General features: G+C 73.4%; 11 protein-coding genes. 2 read left to right on the top strand and 9 right to left on the bottom strand.

Annotation, left to right across the window (positions count from 1 at the left end):
• Positions 1-3: 3 nt before the first annotated feature.
• From FB455_RS15840 to FB455_RS15800, 9 genes are all read right to left on the bottom strand, one after another.
• Positions 4-3,045: a hypothetical protein gene (locus FB455_RS15840; protein WP_145753852.1), complete on the bottom strand. Its 3,042-nt coding sequence runs from the start codon at positions 3,043-3,045 to the stop codon at positions 4-6.
• 7 nt (positions 3,046-3,052) lie between these two features.
• Positions 3,053-4,408 (bottom strand): type VII secretion protein EccB, encoded by a 1,356-nt coding sequence (gene eccB / locus FB455_RS15835; RefSeq protein ID WP_030268283.1) that lies wholly within the window; start codon positions 4,406-4,408, stop codon positions 3,053-3,055.
• Positions 4,409-4,414: 6 nt separating this feature from the next.
• Positions 4,415-5,824, bottom strand: a complete 1,410-nt coding sequence (gene eccD / locus FB455_RS15830) for a type VII secretion integral membrane protein EccD (protein WP_030268281.1) — start codon at positions 5,822-5,824, stop codon at positions 4,415-4,417.
• Between the two features lie 13 nt (positions 5,825-5,837).
• Complete coding sequence (eccCa, locus tag FB455_RS15825; protein ID WP_013476339.1) at positions 5,838-9,797, bottom strand: type VII secretion protein EccCa; 3,960 nt, start codon at positions 9,795-9,797, stop codon at positions 5,838-5,840.
• Complete coding sequence (locus FB455_RS15820; RefSeq protein WP_013286984.1) at positions 9,794-10,192, bottom strand: hypothetical protein; 399 nt, start codon at positions 10,190-10,192, stop codon at positions 9,794-9,796. Before FB455_RS15820 ends, eccCa begins: the two co-directional genes overlap by 4 nt.
• A 2-nt stretch (positions 10,193-10,194) precedes the next feature.
• Positions 10,195-13,434, bottom strand: a complete 3,240-nt coding sequence (locus tag FB455_RS15815) for a hypothetical protein (RefSeq protein ID WP_145753849.1) — start codon at positions 13,432-13,434, stop codon at positions 10,195-10,197.
• A 42-nt stretch (positions 13,435-13,476) separates the two neighbouring features.
• Positions 13,477-14,325 (bottom strand): hypothetical protein, encoded by an 849-nt coding sequence (locus FB455_RS15810; RefSeq protein WP_225319862.1) that lies wholly within the window; start codon positions 14,323-14,325, stop codon positions 13,477-13,479.
• A gap of 123 nt (positions 14,326-14,448) precedes the next feature.
• Positions 14,449-14,751, bottom strand: a complete 303-nt coding sequence (locus FB455_RS15805; RefSeq protein ID WP_013286988.1) for a WXG100 family type VII secretion target — start codon at positions 14,749-14,751, stop codon at positions 14,449-14,451.
• Between the two features lie 37 nt (positions 14,752-14,788).
• Positions 14,789-15,109 (bottom strand): WXG100 family type VII secretion target, encoded by a 321-nt coding sequence (locus tag FB455_RS15800; RefSeq protein ID WP_145753847.1) that lies wholly within the window; start codon positions 15,107-15,109, stop codon positions 14,789-14,791.
• A gap of 252 nt (positions 15,110-15,361) precedes the next feature.
• On the opposite strand from FB455_RS15800, the gene FB455_RS15795 reads away from it, so the two are divergent.
• Both FB455_RS15795 and FB455_RS15790 read left to right on the top strand, forming a co-directional pair.
• Entirely contained in the window at positions 15,362-15,772 is a 411-nt protein-coding gene (locus tag FB455_RS15795; RefSeq protein WP_013286990.1) for a YbaB/EbfC family nucleoid-associated protein, read from the top strand.
• Positions 15,769-16,662, top strand: coding sequence for a WXG100 family type VII secretion target (locus FB455_RS15790; RefSeq protein WP_145753845.1), 894 nt, complete (start codon positions 15,769-15,771; stop codon positions 16,660-16,662). Before FB455_RS15795 ends, FB455_RS15790 begins: the two co-directional genes overlap by 4 nt.
• The last annotated feature ends 23 nt before the right edge of the window (positions 16,663-16,685 follow it).

Genomic DNA, 16,685 nt, shown 5'->3' with positions numbered 1-16,685 from the left:
GCGTCATCCCTTCCGGTCCAGCCCGGGCAGCACCCGCAGGCGCCCGCGGGCCGCCGCGCCGATGCGTACCCGGGGCTCGGCCGTGGCCCAGCGGTCCACGCTGCGCCGCAGCGACGTGATCGCCAGCTCGTCGAGCGAAACCCGGTTGGAGTCGACCCGGCCGGTGTCGTCGATCTCGTTGGCGCCGATCTCCCGCAGCAGGACCGCGCCGCGCTCACCCTCGGCGGGCCGGCGCAGGTCCAGCACCTTGAAGTTCGTACCGGGCAGGAACAGCACCCGGTCCTCGACGTGCTCGTCCCCCTCCGGCTCCAGCAGGCTGGTCCGGCGGGCGGTCATCGACCAGATCAGCACGTCGGTGTCGCCGTCCTCGGACGCGCACGGCTGGGTCAGCGCGTTGACGAAGCTCCAGTCGGTCACCAGCCGCCGGTCCTGGTAGAGCGCCCACTCCCCGGCGGTCGGCGACAGCCGGTAGACGGTGGTGCCCCGGAACGACGGCATCCGGGAGACACCGGCCACCACGCAACGCGCGAACGGCACGTGCGGCCCCTTGCGGCCGGAGCGCAGACCCGCGTCGACACCCGGTCCGCGACCGGTCAGATAGAGCCGCAGCGCTACCGAGTCGGCGAGCACGTCCTCGGTGGACACGCCCGAGCCCTGCATGCCCGGGTGCTCGGACATGATCCGGGACACCGAGCTGGCCATCACGTCGAACTCGCGGCTGAGCGTGCGGCGCAGCCATGCGCGCTCGTCGGCGAGCCCCTTCTTCTCCGACAGCAGCGCGCCCGCGCCGGCCGAGGGCACCGGCTGCACCCGCGCCTCGGCGGCCACCTCCGGCGGTTCGGCGTTCTCCGACGGCGTGGCGGCGTTCGACGGCTCGGCCTGTCCGTCGGGCTCGGCGGTCCGCGCGGGCGCGGCCACGTGCGACGGACCGGCTCCGGCGGGCGGGGCGGGCGGCAGGTCGACCGCGACGGCAGGCAGCGACGGCAGGGCCGCGACCGGCGCCGGCCCGGCCGCCACCGGCGGCGTCGCGAGCGCCTGGCCGAAACCGGCGGGCATGGTCGGCGGCGCCGGCTCGCCGAAGCCCGCCGGCATGGTGGGCGGCGCGGGGTACGTGTCGTGTCCGGCGTCCTCGACGGGTGCCGCCGAGGGCCCGCTCCCGGAGTCGGCGGCGACCACCGGTCCGTCGGCGGCGCCAGGCCCGGCAGGTGCGGCAGGCACGGCGGGTGTGACCGGCTCACCGGCGGCGATCGGCGGCGTGGGTGCGGACACCACCACGGGCACCACCGGCGGTGCCGTCGGCAGTGGCACAGCAGGTGGAGGCGGCAGCTCGGACACGACCGGCGGCGCAGGCGGTGCGGGCAGCTCGGAGACGAGCGGCACGGCGGGCGGTTCCGGCAGCTCCGCCACGACCGGCGGCGCAGGCGGCTCGGAGACGACCGGAGGCGCTGCCGGGAGCGGCACCGCGGGCGGAGCCGGGAGCGCGGACACGAGCGGCACCACGGGCGGAGCCGGCAACTCGGACGCGATCGGCGCAACAGGGGGCGGCGGCAGTGCGGGCGCGACCGGAAGCGGCACCGCGGGAGGTGCGGCCGGCTGTTCCCGGCCGGCGGGGAGGGGCGGGACCGGCGCGGGAACGGCGACCACCACACTGTCCGCCGCGGGCGGTGCGACAGGCGCGGGCGGGGCGACCTCCATGTACGCGGGCACCGGCACGGTCGCGCCCACCGCCCGCATCTCGGTCTCCAGGTCGATGACCACCTCGGCCCGGCTGGCCGGTTTCGCGCCGGGCACCAGCACCGACGCGGGCATCAGCGCGCGGCTCGTACCGGCCATGCCGTCGACGCGTGCGGCCAGGTCGAGCGCCAGCTCCCGCATCCGGTGGGCGGTGGAGTGGACGGTGTCGTCGAAGACGAGCGTGCCGCTGCCCGCGTCGAGCATCGCGGACCGGACCTGCTCGGCGTTCTTCGGCTCGGCGGTGGAGCGTACCCAGAGGCCGGTCTGCACCACCTCGACCACCGCGCCGGGGGCGAACCAGTAGACCCGGGGCGCGACCTCCTCGGCGCCGGCCAGCGGCGGACGGTGGCTGAGCACAGTGGGGCGGCGGGCCCGCGAGTTGGGGTGCGCCCGGGGCGAGTAGGACAGTTCGAGCGCGTACGGCGCCCAGCCGAACGCCCCGTCCGGCAGCACGGTACGGATCTCGTACCGGTGCGGGCTGCCGATCGGCACGCCGGTGTAGCAGGTGACGTCGGTGTTCAGCAGGTCGGCGAGCGCCTGGCCGAACGCCTCGCCCTCGGGGATCCGGACCTCGCCGAACTGCACGAAGCGCACCCGCTGGCGGTTCTCCTCGTCGAGTCCGCGCCAGAAGCGCACCACGTCGTCGAGCGACAGCGGCGGCGTGCCGGGGCAGCCCAGCAGCACGGTCATCGTCTCCGCCTGGCAGGGCACGTACGCGGTGAGCCGCTGCCGTTGCGGGTCGACCACCTGCGGGGCACGGCTGCTGTGGATCCAGACCCCGGCCGGGATCGGCTCGATCTCGGCGGTGGCGCTGGACGGCCGGGTGTCGATCACGGCCCGGTCCCATCGCGGCGTCGGGTAGCGCTTGGCGTCCCAGGCGGGCGGACGGCCGGGCCGGAACCGCACCCAGCCGCTGCCCGGTGCGGAGTGGACGAACAGCGTTCCGGCGGAGCCGCGTACCAGGTCGCCGTCCGGGGCGATGACGGTGCGGTTGAGGCGTTCGGAGAGCCACTGACCGGCCATCGCCGCGGAGTTGCCGTGCCGGCCGCAGGCGATGAGCCGGATGCCGCGGCGGCGGCGCGGCAGCACCCCGGCCATCGCCTCCCACGCGCTGATCGGCATGCCGTCGCCGAGGTCGAGCACGACGACGTCGTTCTCCGCGTCCTCGATCACGGACAGCGCCAGCGACTGGGCCTCGGGACTGATGGCGTCCTCGGCGTGCACCACGAGGGCGTTGCCGACGGTGTGCTGGACGACGCCCTCGGGACGGTCCTTGCCGCCGCCGAACAGGTCCCGGATCCGGGTTGCCATGATCGACCTACCCCACTTCTGCGGCCGCGAGGGCCCTCATGCCCAGCGCCGGGCCCTGGGGCACCAGCGCGAGCAGCTCTCTCGGGAAGGGAACGTTCACGACCCGGTCGAGCTTCAGCGCCCGTACCGCGTCCTGGTCGCCGATCGGGTACGCCTTTCCGTCGTCCGCGATGTACGTGGGCAGGGGTTGCGCCGCACCGGGGCCGACCGGCGCCGGGAGCACCGCCATGCCGCTGCCGGGCGCCAGGAGCACCGTCGTGCGGCCGTCGGGGCGGACGCCGGAGCGGGCCAACGGGACGAGGACCGCGGTGCTGTCGAACCGCGTCCCGTCCACCGCGCTCTGGCGCAGGCACAGCGCGTACGGGCCGGGTTCCTGCGGGGTGAGGCCGGTCAGGTCGGGCAGCCGGGTGAGCAGCGACCGGTCGGCCGACATCCGGGCCGCGGCGAGGTCGGCGGCGCTCAGCTCCACCGGCTCCTCCCCGGAGGTGGCGGTGGCCAGCAGGAACTCGGTCCGGCTCAGCGGCGCGAGGCCGTCGCGGCGCAGCACCAGCAGTTGCTCCGCGCCGGTGTCGGGCCGCTGCCGGAACAGCGTGCCGATCGGGTACGAGCGGTCGCCGACCCGCCCGGAGCGGCCCTCGCCGGGGATCTCGGCCGGCGCCAGGTCCGGTCCGTCGGGCAGGAAGTCGAGCCAGTCCTGCGGGGCGGGCACCTTGCGGGTGGTGGTGGCGCCGAGCGCGGCGAGCACCGCCGGGTCGGCCACCCGGTGCCTGCGGCCGGCGGTCACCAGGTAGGTGGGTCCGTCGGCGGCGCGGACGACGGCGAAGCGGTCGGCCGGCAGCGGGACGGCCTCGGCGCGCGGGTCGAGGTTGAGGCCGAGGCGGTCGCCGGGTTCGTCGGTGACCGAGCCGGGCAGGCAGGCCAGCCACGGGCCGGCGACCATCGACCCGGTGGCGACCGACTGCGGGGCGCCGTCGATGCCGATCGACGGTCCGCGCGGAACGTCCTTGATCGACTCCTTCGAGATCAGCTTCACGGTTGCGCCACTGCCCTGGATCAGCATGGCCGAGGTCAGGTTCGGCGTCGGGCGCAGCACGCCGTCGAGGTAGACGTACCGGTTGCCGCTCTCCTTCTCCACCAGGATCACACCGCTCTTGGTGTACGCCTTGCTGCCGCCCGGGACGATCCAGCCGTAGACGGCGAACCCGGCCACGACCAGGACGCTGATGAGCACGCCGAAGGCCAGGCCGGTGACGGCACGCTGCCCGGGAATCTCCGCCGTGGACGGGTCGCCCTGCACCAGGGCGGAACTCAACCGGCCCATCATGAACTGGTGGGCGTGGACGTGGTCGCGCTGGGTCTGCACCGCCGGCTACCCGAAGAGTCCGCGGGCCCAGGCGTAGAGCCCCAGCACCTGGGCGAGCACCGGCAGCACGACCAGGCCGGTCGCGACGTCCAGCCCGCCGGCGGTGTACTCCCAGAACGGCAGCATGCGCCGCGGCCACGGCCGCAGCGCGGCCATCACCAGCGGCACCAGAAGGGCGACGAGCCCGCCGAGCAGGACGTACCGGCCGGTCGGGGCGAGCTTGTCGGAGAACATCAGGGCCACCATGAGGTAGCCGACGGTACCGGCCGCCACCAGGGCGACCCGCTGCCAGAACCCGAAGAAGGTACGCGAGCGCAACAGGATTGCACTCGATGTCACGAGCACGAGCGTCCACCCGGACCAGCCCGGCACCCGCATGGTGTGGTGCATCAGCACCGGCAGGACCAGGGCGGACGCGGTCATGCAGGCGGTCAGGTAGGTGTCCGCCTCGTCCGCGCGCGACTTGACCAGGTCGGAGTCCTCCGGCTCGATGTCGTACGACATGTCGGCGCCGGTCTTGGGCAGCTGCGGTCCGCGCAGCCGGGCCAGCTTCACCGCCGCCCGGGGCGCGATCACGATCAGCACCAGGATCACCGACACGGCCACCGCGGAGACCTGCGGCGCGGTGAGCGCGAAGCCGTCACCGGCCAGCAGCACGAGCACCACCATCGCGGCGGTCAGCGCGACGATCAGCAGCGGGGCGAACGGCATGACCGGCGTGACCGTACGCTGCGCGATCAGCAGGAACGCGGTCACCGCGACGACCGCGACGGCGGCGGCCAGCCCGGCGGCGGCGGTCCAGGCCACGCCGTCCGGGTCGCCGTCGACGGCGCTGGACGCGGCGACGGCCGCGAAGAACGCCGCGCCGCCGCCGAACAGCAGCGGGAACGCGCCGTCGGTCTGCTGGCGGGCGCTGACGATCGCCGCGGTGAACAGGCCGGCCGCGAGCACCGCGCCGGCGATCACCTGGGGCAGCACCGGGCCCCGGTCCACGAGTACGGCGGCGATCAGGCCCATCGCCACCAGGGAGAGGACGAGGAACAGCACCCGGCGGTACTCCGGCTGCCACCTGTCGGCCCGCCGGTTGACCACAGTGGCGACGCCCTCGGCCAGGTCGTCGAAGTCGAGTTCGGGCAGCGGGTCCTGTGCCGGGCGCAGGTGCAGTTCCTCGCCCTCCAGCCAGTCCAGGCTCTCCGGCGTGCCGGACAGCTCGAACGGCGGCTGGCCGAGGCGTTGCAGCACCCACGACTCGTCGGGCACCTCGCCGTCGGGCACCCGGGCCACGTCGGTGGTGTGCCGCACCAGCAGCGGCATCAGGTTCGCCACCGGCATCCGGGCCGGCACGGCCAGATCGGCCCGGCGGGCCGGCCCGATCACCGTGATCCGGCACAGTTGGTCGTTCAGCGCTGCGGTCACCAGCGAGCCTCTCTCATCGGGCCGTGTCCGACACGAAACCGGTCTGCATCAGGCGTACGCCGCGCCGGGTGACGAGCTGGGCGCGCCCGGGCGGCAGTTGACGGGGCTTCGCCTCGCCGAGGAACTTGCCCTCCTCCTTGGGGTAGGAGAAGAGCGTCGCGGGCGTGCCCAGCTCCCACATCCGCCGGATCACCGGGTCCATCATGGCCCGCATCGCGCCGGAGGTGCTCCGCGCGACGATCACGTGCAGGCCGATGTAGGCGCCCTGGGCCAGCAGCGGCAGGAGCGGGTCGAGCGTCGAGCCCATCCCGGTGCTCTTGGTCATCAGGTCGTAGTCGTCGACGATGACGAACAGCTCCGGCCCCTCCCACCAGTCGCGCTTGCGCATCCGCTCGGACGAGACGTCCGCCCCGGGCATCCGCCGGTTCATCGAGACCGACGCCTGGCCGGCCAGCTCGTGCATCTTGTCGCCGGTGAACGCGAAGCCCACCTGGTACGCGGCGCCGATCGCGGTGTCCAGGTCTCGGCGCGAGTCGCCGAGCACGACCTTCGCCCGCTCCGGCGGGTAGTGCTGCTGGATGGACCGCAGCACGAGCCGCAGCAGGTTGGTCTTGCCGGTCTCGCTGTCACCGAGGACCAGCATGTGCGGGGTGGTCATGAAGTCGTGCCAGACCGGGGCGAGACGCTGCTCGTCCTGGCCGATGACGAACTTGAAGTCGGACTCGGGCGGCGGCAGCGTCTCGACCATCAGGTGCGCCGGAAGCATCCGTACCGGCGGGGCGGCCGGGCCGGGCCAGAACGTGCCGATCTCCTCGACCACCGACTTGGTGGCCTCGGCCAGGTCGCCCACCTCGGAGCTGCCGTCCATCCGGGGCAGCGCGGCCAGGAAGTGCAGCGCCCCCGCGGTGAGGCCGCGGCCGACCTGGTTGGGCACGGTGGCCGCCTTGCGGGAGCCGTGCTCGGACTCCATCGCGTCGCCGAGCCGCAGCTCCAGCTTCGTGCCGAGCAGGTCCCGCATCCAGGTACGCAGCTCCGACCAGCGGGTCGCGGTGACGATCACGTGCACGCCGAAGGACAGGCCCCGCGAGGCGAGTTCCTGGAACTTCTGCTCCAGTTCCTGGAAGTCCTGCTTCATCGTGTACCAGCCGTCGATGACCAGGAAGACGTGCCCGAAGCCGTCCTCGATCACCCCGTCGGCGACCTTGGCCAGGTAGCTGGTCATGGAGTCGAGGCCGTGCCGCGCGAACTCGGCCTCGCGCCTCTCCATGACCTGGAGGACCTCCTCGACCGTCCGGACGACGCGGTCGCGTTCCATCCGGGTCGCGATCGAGCCGACGTGCGGCAGGCCGGCGATCGAGGCGAGACCACCGCCGCCGAAGTCGAGGCCGTAGAACTGCACCTCGCGCGGCGTGTTCGCCAGCGACAGCGCCAGGATCAGGCTGCGCAGCAGCGTCGACTTGCCGCTCTGCGGGGCGCCCGCGATGCCGACGTGGCCGTCCGCGCCGTTCAGGTCGACCACCAGCAGCTCGCGCAGCTGCTCGGCGGGCCGGTCCACCACGCCCACCGGCACCCGCAGGCCGCCCTGGACGGCCGGGTCGTCGATGGTCATGCCGCGTACCGGGTCGGGCAGCACACTCGGCATGAGCGAGTCCAGGCTGGGCGCGCTGGACAGCGGCGGCAGCCAGACCTGGCGGGCCGGTGGGCCCGAGCCGGCGAGCCGGTCCAGCAGCACCTCGACCAGGCTCGGCCCGTTCGCGTCGGCGGCGGGCTCCTCGACCTGCTCGGCCGGGCGCTCCGGCCCGGGGTCGTGGCGCACCGCGACCTGCCGGGTGGTGAACGGCACCACGTCCGCGGTGGGCTCGTCCCCGGCGTCCGCGACGCCGCCGCGGCGTCCACTTCCGGTGTACGCGCCGGAGACGTACGCCGCCTTGAAGCGCACCAGGTTCGTGGTGTCCACCTTCAGGTAGCCGTTGCCGGGCTCGGGCGGCAGCTCGTACGCCGCGCCCACGCCGATCACCGACCGCGACTCCATCGAGGAGAACGTGCGCAGCGCCAGCCGGTACGACAGGTGTCCCTCGACCCGGTTGATCCGCCCCTCGTCCAGGCGCTGGGAGGCGAGCAGCAGGTGCACGCCGAGCGACCGGCCGAGCCGGCCGATGGACACGAACAGGTCCATGAACTCGCTCTTGCTGGACAGCAGCTCGCTGAACTCGTCCACGATGATCAGCAGCACCGGGAAGGGCACGAGCTGGGCGCCGTTGCCGCGCGCCTTCTCGTAGTCGAACAGCGAGGCGTAACCGCTCGCGCGCAGCATCTCCTGCCGCCGGGTCATCTCGCCGTTCAGCGCGTCCTGCATCCGGTCGACCAGCGGCAGCTCGTCGGCCAGGTTGGTGATCACCGCCGAGGTGTGCGGCAGCTTGTCCATGCCGAGGAAGGTGGCGCCGCCCTTGAAGTCGACCAGCACCAGGTTGAGGATCTCCGAGCTGTGCGTGGCGGCCAGGCCGCAGACGAGGGTACGCAGCAGCTCCGACTTGCCCGAGCCGGTGGCGCCGATGAGCAGGCCGTGCGGCCCCATGCCGCCCTGCGCGGACTCCTTCAGGTCCAGCTCGATGACCTCGCCCTCCTCGGTGACGCCGATCGGCACCATGAGGCGGTTGCGCTGCGGTGTGCGGGTACGCCACAGGGCCTGCACGTCGAAGGTCATGGCGTCGCGGATGCCGAGCAGCGTGGTCAGTTCGAAGCTGGTGTCCAGCGGCTCGTCGGAGACCTCCAGCGTGCCGCTGGTCCGCTTCGGCGCGATGATGCGGGCGAGCGCCTCGCACTGGGTCTGGTCCAGGCCGTCCCGCTTGGCCGAGCCGGTCGTGGCGCCGGCCGGGAACTCCACGACGTCGTCGGTGACTGTCAGCCGCAGCACCTTGGGGCCGCCGGGCATCGCGCCGGTCAGGTCGAGCAGGACCACGTTGCGGATGCCCGCGCCGAGCAGGCGGGAGCTGTCCGGCAGGTCCACCAGATGCGCGACGATGACCAGGAACGGCTCGCTGGTGGTCGGCCTGACGGCCCGGTCGTGGTCGCCCCGGTCGGTGATCTCCGGGCCGAGCATGTCCATCAGCGCGTCGTGGCTGCCGGCGAACATCCGGACCGGACCCGCCGCGTCGTACGCGGTGGGGTGCGCGTTGTGCGGCAGCCACTTGACCCACTCCCACGGGCCCCGGTGCACCTCGGCGGCGAGCACCGCGATCCGCAGCTCGTCCGGGGCGTGGAACGTGGCGAGCTGCGCCACCATGGCGCGGGCCAGGTCGATCGCCGGGTCGATCGCGCCCTCGAACTCGACGCTGGTGAAGCTCGGCAGGCCGACGGAGGTGGGGATGCCGGACACCGTCCGGTACGCCTCGGAGAACCGCCGCAGCGAGATCGACGACAGCGGTTCGAGGTCCTCGATCGGCTTGGTGGACGGCGGGTTGAACTTCAGCATCGCGGTCTGCCGGCCGAGACCGATCCGGACCCGGCCGAAGTCGTCGTGGCTGGGCCGGCGCTCCCACAGCCGGCTGCCCATCGCGATCGACCACAGCCAGCCCGGCTGCGGGTTGTTCCACAGCACGTGGCGGCGCTGCTGGTCGGCCGCCTCGCGGGCCTGCTTGCGCAACTGCCCGATGTAGCGGAGGAAGTCGCGCCGCTCGCCGCGCATCTTGCGCTTGCGCTCGGCGGCCGCCCGGCCGATCTGCATGACGCCCATGAGCAGCATGCCGCCGGCCATCGCGCCGCCCATCACGTACATCACGGGGGTGCGGTTGTAGAGGCCGAACATGGCGAGCATCGCGCCCATGCCGAGGCCCATCGGCACGACCATCGCGAACGAGCGGAAGTCGAGCGGGGCCTCCTCCGCCATCAGCGGCGGCTCCTGGAGCTCGATCGAGCCTTCCGGCGCCTCCGGACCGGGCGCGCGGGGCGGGCGCTTGACGGTGACCGTACTCATCCGATCGTCCCCGCGTCGGCGCCGTCGCCGCCCCAGACGGTGCGCTCCTGGCGCAGCAGCTTCACCGCGTAGCGGTCGTTGCGGTAGCGCTCGGCCACCTTGACGTCGTCGTCCTCCTCGGCCTGGCGCTTCTTCTCCTTCTCCGCCCGCTCCTCCTCGTCCCTGCGGCGTCGCTCCTGCTCGGCCCAGAACGCCTCGGCGCGGGCGGCTGCCGCCTTCTCCTCCTCGGCCAGCGACGTCGTGAACTCGGCGTCGCTGACGCCGGGCTCGCCGCACCGGCGCATCTTCTCCAGGTCGGCGCTGAAGAAGTCGAACGTGCCGCCGGCCGGCCGGGGCGCCTTCGCGGGCGTGACCCGCCGCCATACGGCGCGCGGGGGCTGCGGTGTCTCCGACATGGTCACCCTTCCCTGCCGTCGTCCGCTGACGTACCGGTCAGCCAGTCCGCGTCGCTGAGGTCGTCCCAGTCCGTCGTGTCGTCCGGGTCGTCGTCCGGCCGGACCAGCGGAACATGGTCGTCGGCGGCCGGCCGGGCGCGGTCACCGCCCCAGACGGCGTCGTCCTCGCGCAGGCCGGCGGCGAGCTCCCGGTCGGCGCCGGGCTCGCGGTCGTCGTCGCGATCGGAGCGACCCCGGACCGTACCGGCGCGGGCCGGGTCGTCGGGGTCCGCGCCGGGCGTCGCGCGACCGGAGGGCTGCGGGCCGGGACCGGCGAGTCCGGCCACGGCGGTGGCGCCGGCCAGGCCGAGCGCGCCGGGGACGGCGACCGCAACCTCACCGTCGGCGACGGCAGCGGCGACGCCGGCCTTCCGGTGCGTCCCCTCCGGACTGCCGCCTCCCGGCGAGACCGACGGGTTCGACTGCGCGGTCGGGTTCGGCTGCCCGGACGGGTTCGGCGTGGCCGTCTGGGCGGGTGGGTTCGGCACCGGGCCGGGCTGGGCGGGCAGGCTCGGCTGCCCTGGCTGGCCCGGGTGGCCGACGATCACCGGAGCCGCCACGACACCGCCGACCGCCGGCGGCACGACGGCCGGCGGTGGCGCGACGGCCGCGGGCGGCTCGGCATGCGGCTGCGGTTCCGCCGCCGGGGACAGGTCGACCACAGTCGGCACCTCCACCGCCGTCGGCGGTGCGATCACCTCGGGTACGGGTGCACCCGGCGACGTACCGCCGGTGCCGGACACGGGCGCTGCCGGAACGTCCGGCGCGGCCGGTTCCTCGACGGCGGCCTCCGGCACACCCGGATCCGGACCGGCCGGCGGACCGTCCGGACCCGCTTGCGCGCCCGGCACACCGGTGACCGGCACGGAACCGTCGAGGTCCGCCGTGCCGCCCCCCGGCCCCGGCTGCGGGCCGGACACGTCGGGCGCGGTCCGGGGCGCGGTCCCGGCGGGTGCGTTGCCGCCCGGCGGGCCGGCCACCGGCGGCACCACACCCGCGATCGGCGGCGTCGCACCGGCGATCAGCGGCGCGGAGGGAGGCGGCTCCACCAGCCCGGTGCCGCCCGCACCTGCGCCCGCGGGCGCCTGCGGTCCTGCGGCGTCGGGGGTCGACGGGCGCCAGTCGTCGATGTCCGCCTCGATCAGCCCGGAGGCGTCGGGTGCGTCCGGCACGCCCCCGCCGGGCGTGCCCGCACCGGCGCCCGGCGCGCCCGGCGCGCCGGGCATCATCGGCATGGCGGCTCCGGGCGGCGCCGCCGCGACGGGCGAGTCGACGCCGACGCCCGGGGCCACGGGCGGGCCGGCGGGGATCTGCGGACCGTCGACGCCGAGCCCGTCGCCACCGGCCGGCGCACCGGCCGACCCGTCCGGCACGCCCGCGTCCACGCCCACCGGTCCCCAGGTCTCGGGGTCGCCGCTGACGAGTCCCCGGGCGTCGGGCGACTCGGCCCCAGCGGGGTTGTTGGCTCCGCCCGCGGGCCCCGGCATGCCGGGCACGGCCGGCATCGGGGCACCCAGCCCGGCACCGCCGGACGAGGCGCCGGCCGGTGCGCCGGGAACCTGCACACCGTCGAACCCGGGTGACCGCCAGTCCGCCTCGTCGCCCTCCACCAGGCCCTTGGCGTCCGGCGCCTCGGGGACACCGGAGCCGCCACCGGCACCGGCACCGGGCGCGCCCGCGCCGGGCATGCCCGGCATCATCGGCGACTGGAAGCCACCGCCACCGGGCACGGCGCCACCGGGGGCGGCCGGGATGTCCACACCGCCGACGGCGCCGGGGGCGAAGTCGTCGCTGTTGCCGAGCAGCCCGTTCGCGTCCGGCTTCTCCGGCAGTCCGGGGCTGCCGCCCGCGCCGGGGCCGGCGCCGCCGGGCGGGCTGAATCCCGGGATGCTCGGCGCGGTGAACCCGCCGCCCGGTCTGCCGATGCCGGTTCCCGTGCCCGTGCCCGCCCCGGGCTTCGGGCCGCCCACCTCACCCGGCCCGGAGAACGACGGCGGCTTGACCGAGCCGGCGCCGCCCGCCCCGCCACCGAGGTTGGCCGAGCCGGGCGGCTTGACGCCCGGCGGTACGACACCGGAACCGAGCCCGCCAGGCAGGCCGCCCCCACCCGGTACGCCGACGCCCGGGAAGCCGACGCCCCCCGGGCCGTTGATGCCCGGCGCGTCGAATCCGGGCAGCCCGCTGCCGCCGCCGGGGGTGGGACCGCCGATCTCGCCGGGGCCTGAGAACGACGGCGGGGTGACGCCGCCCGGCCCCTGGCCGGAGCCCGGACCACCGATGCCGGCCAGGTTCGGGGGCGTGATGGTGGGCACTGTGATGTTCGGCGGCGTGGTGAACCCCGGCGTGGTGATGCCGCCGACGGGTGGCGGGGTGAACCCCGGCGGGGTCAGTGTGGGCGGGGGTGTGAGGTTCGGCGTCGTGAGGTTCGGCGTCGTGAAGTTCGGCATCGTCGGCGTGGTGATGCTGGGCGTCGGCATGGTGATGCCGGACGTCCCCGCCTTGTCGGTGGTCATCTTGTACTGCTCGGCGACCGTGTGGACGACATCGGCCATCTGCTGGGCCATCGGCTTCTCGTACTCGGTGCCGCTGATCGGCACCGGACCGCTGCCGCTGCCGACGCCGTTCTGGGAGGCGATCGTCGCCCAGGCGCCGTCCAGGTAGGAGATCGTCTGCTGGGCCCAGGAGAGGTGGTTGGCGGCGTCGTAGAGCTGCGACGGCAGCGACGTGACGTTGGTCGAAGAGTTGATGCTGTTGGCCGCCGTGGTGGAGTCCGGAACCGCGCCGCCGGCGAGGTGCTCGGCCTGCTTGCCGAGCAGGTCGGCGTAGAAGTTCATCTTGTCCCGGAACCCGTTGGCCGCCGGACCCTTCCACGCCTTGTCGTCGCCGACCATCGAGGCGACGGCGGTGCGGATGGTCTGTTCGAGCCAGATCAGCAGGTCCTGCGTCGCCTGGAAGGCCCGGGCGGCCTCGACCACCGACCCCACGTTGACGCGGCCGGCCGCGTACTTCAGGCCCTCCTCGCTGAACACCGCGGCGCCGCCGTTGACCGAGGCCATGAGCTTGCGCCAGCCCCGGGTCTCGGTCGCCCAGGTCCGGTAGTCGTACAGGTCGCCGACGGGGATCACCTTCGGGGGGAAGGTTCCTTCCGGCTCCGCCGGGTCGTTCCACCCGTCGAGCTTGGTGTCGCCGAGACCGTTTCCCATGCCCCGTCCCTCTTCGCGAGCTGCCGGACCTGTCCGCCCGCGTCAGTTGCCGTCGGTCTTGATGATCTTCTGGCCGTAGGTGCTCAGGTTGTCCAGGCCCTTGAAGGAGTCACCCATGATCTCGCCGAGCTTGTCGGTGGTCAGCGCGTTGAGTTCTTCGAGGTTCCGGTAGTCCGCGGCCATCTTCAGCAGGGCGGTCTGCACCGCGAGGAGGGCGGTGTTCATGTTGACGAGCATGTCCTTCATGTCGCCCTTGACGCCGCCGTCCTGGGCCGTCGCCCCGACGACCGCCTGCCGCAGCACCTCGGCCCGGGCGAAGGCACCGGGACGCGGGTCGATCGCGCCCACCTGGTCAGCCGTGGTGAGCAGGATGTTCCCGGCGCCGGTGATCTTGCCCAGGATCTCCTTGGCGAACCACTCCAGCGCGGCGGTGTTCACCGCGACCCCGCTGGTCGAGGCGGTGTCACCCTTGAACGTCGGGTTGATTCCCGGCGGGGTGAAGCCCGAGTTCGTCGGGGTCTTGTCCTCGTCGATCCAGTCGGACTTGTCGGTGAACGCGGGCGGCGTCACGTTCGACGGGTCGGTGATCTTGTCCTTGTACGTCTTGACAAGGTTCCGCCAGCCGTCGGTGTCGAGGATGTTCTTGTCGTACCACTCGCGGGCCTCGATCCACTCCGGATGCTCGGCGCGGACCTCGTCCTTCCACCGCTCGTAGTTCACCCCGGTGCGGTTGTTCTGGTGCTTGTTGTAGAAGGCCATCCAGGAGTCGTACGCCGCCTGGGTGGTGCCCTCCGGCTTTCCGATGGCGGCGTCGCCCATGCCGTAGGCGTTCATCGCGCTGATGGCTTTGTCGTTGGGGTATCCCCAGTCAATGCGGGCCAAGGAGCTCACTCCACTCGGGTGTCGACGGCGGAACGCTGGCACAGACCCCAGCGGCCCGGGTCGTCTAGCTCACCGGGCCGGGGACGGACGACGCCGGCCGCCACGCCGCGTCCGCGGCGGCCGTCCGGCGGTTCAGCCGCCGCGGACGTCGTTCCAGATCATGGCGTGACGCTGCTCGGTGGTGCCGTAGTTGTCCGAGATCTGCAGCAGCGTCATGCGGGCCTGCTCCAGGTAGCCGACCATCGAGTCGGCCGCCTGGTTCCAGGCCAGCTTCGAGACCTTGTACTGCTCCTGGGCGGCACCGGTCCACTGGGCGAGGCTGGCCTCGACAGTGCGCTCCATCTCCTCCAGCGACGACTGGATCTGGCCGTTGATGCGGTTCATGTCGGTCAGCACGGCGTCTGCCTGCACGAAGTCGAAGGTGTAGTTGGACACGTCAGTCCTCTCGGGAGATCGGGGGTCGGGGTACGGCTCAGATGCCCGGCAGGGCGGCGCCGAAGGAGTTGGCCACGCTCGACGCCTCGTCCTCGGCCGTCTGGTAGCCCTTGGTGGTCACGCCCATGACCTCGAGCATGTTCAGCAGCTCGTTGATCACCCGCTGGAACGCGTTCTCCCAGTTGTCCATCGCCTGGTTGAAGCCCTCCGACGCCTGGCCGGTCCAGGAGGAGATCAGGATGGCCATCTGCCCGTTCACGGCCCGCAGCTGGCCGGTGAAGGCGGTGGCCTTGTCGGAGAACTCCTGGGCAGCCCGCTGCATACCCTCTTCGGTGGTACTGACGGTCGGCATCGTCACGGCCGGACTCCTCATGTCAGGGAAAGGTGGCAGGGAAGAGTGTTGATCCGCGGCCGCGCCCCGCGGCAACCCGGTCGCGCCACCATGTCCGAACGTCACCCAACATTGCACGGCAGCGCCCCCGCAACCGCCGCCACCGGCCGACAGCCCGGGAAGAGTGGTTGCACTTTCATGCACTGATCCCCGGCCGGAGTTCCGGCGCGACGGTCGTGGCGTCTTCACTGGACCGCGACGTCGAGGGAGTGGTCCGTCGTGAACTACAGCGAGCGCATCGAAGGCCTGTTCCAGGAGTACGAACGGCAGCGCACCAGCCTCGCCGAGATGCAGGCCCGGATGAGCGCGCTCTCGGCCACCGCGACGTCACCGCGCCGCGAGGTGAGCGTCACCGTCGGCCAGAACGGCGTGCTGACCGACATCCAGTTCCCCTCCGGCGCCCACAAGCGGCTCACCACCGCCGACCTGACGCGGCTCATCATGGACACCTACGCCGACGCCAAGGAACAGGTGATGAACCAGGCGGCCGACGTGCTCGCGCCGATGCTGCCGGACGGCCTCGACGCCCACAAGCTGGTCCGGGGCCAGGCCGGGGCCGACGCGTTCCTGCCCAAGGAACCCCGCATGGTGACGAGCGTGCGGGAACTCCTGACCCGGGGGCCCGAATGATCAGCAACAATCCCGGCGGGCGGCTGTGGGTCGACCCGGACGGCGTGGAGGGGCTCGGCAAGGCGTACGAGTCGCACGTGCAGCTCTACGAGTCCTACCTCTCCCAGCTGACCGCCCTGCGCGCCCGGTACGCCGACGCCTGGGGCGACGACGACATGGGCGAGCAGTTCTCGACCAAGTTCCTCCAGGGCCTGGACAACCTCGAAGCGATCATCGGCGGCGTCAAGGGCACCCTGCACTACACCGCCCAGGGCCTCAAGGAGAGCGGCCGGGCGTACCGGGAGGCGGACGAGGCCGCCCTGGACGTCAGCCGGAAGATGGCCAAGGACTTCGACGGCCTGGACGGACCCACGTACGCGCGGCGGGCGGTGGCGGGCCCGGTGCTGGAGCCCACGGCGGAGGGTGAGCCGCGCCGGCCCCATCTGCTGTCCCGCCGCCTGGCGGTCGGCGAGCCGGCCGGTGAGCCGGTCGCCGAGCGGGCCAGGCTCCTCCCGCAGCAGCAGGGCACGCCGCTGCTGCCGCTGGAGCCCGCCGAGGCGCTGATCCCGCTCACCGCCGCCACTCCGGCCATCTCGTCCTACTTCGTGCGGCCGGAGTACGCGACCGCGCACGTCGGCGGCCGGCCGCTGCCCGAGGGGTACCGGCTGATCGCGCTCAACCCGTTCGAGGACGGCAGCACCCGGGTGGACGCGAACCTCTACGACTCGATCACCCCGCTGACCGGCACACCCGTCACCACGCCGGACGGCAGGGCGATCGATCCCGGACAGGGCCGGTTCTTCGTCGTCAAGGAGAACCCGGCCGTGGACCCGGCTGTGCCCGGCTACCAGCCGCTGTACCTGAGCTACGCGCCGGACGGCACGCCCACCCCGATCATCCCCGGCGCCTGAGCCACCCACCCGCGCCCGGTAGG

The sequence above is a fragment of the Micromonospora sp. CNZ296 genome, from assembly GCF_007827635.1.
This window is presented reverse-complemented; position numbering and strand designations above follow the sequence as displayed.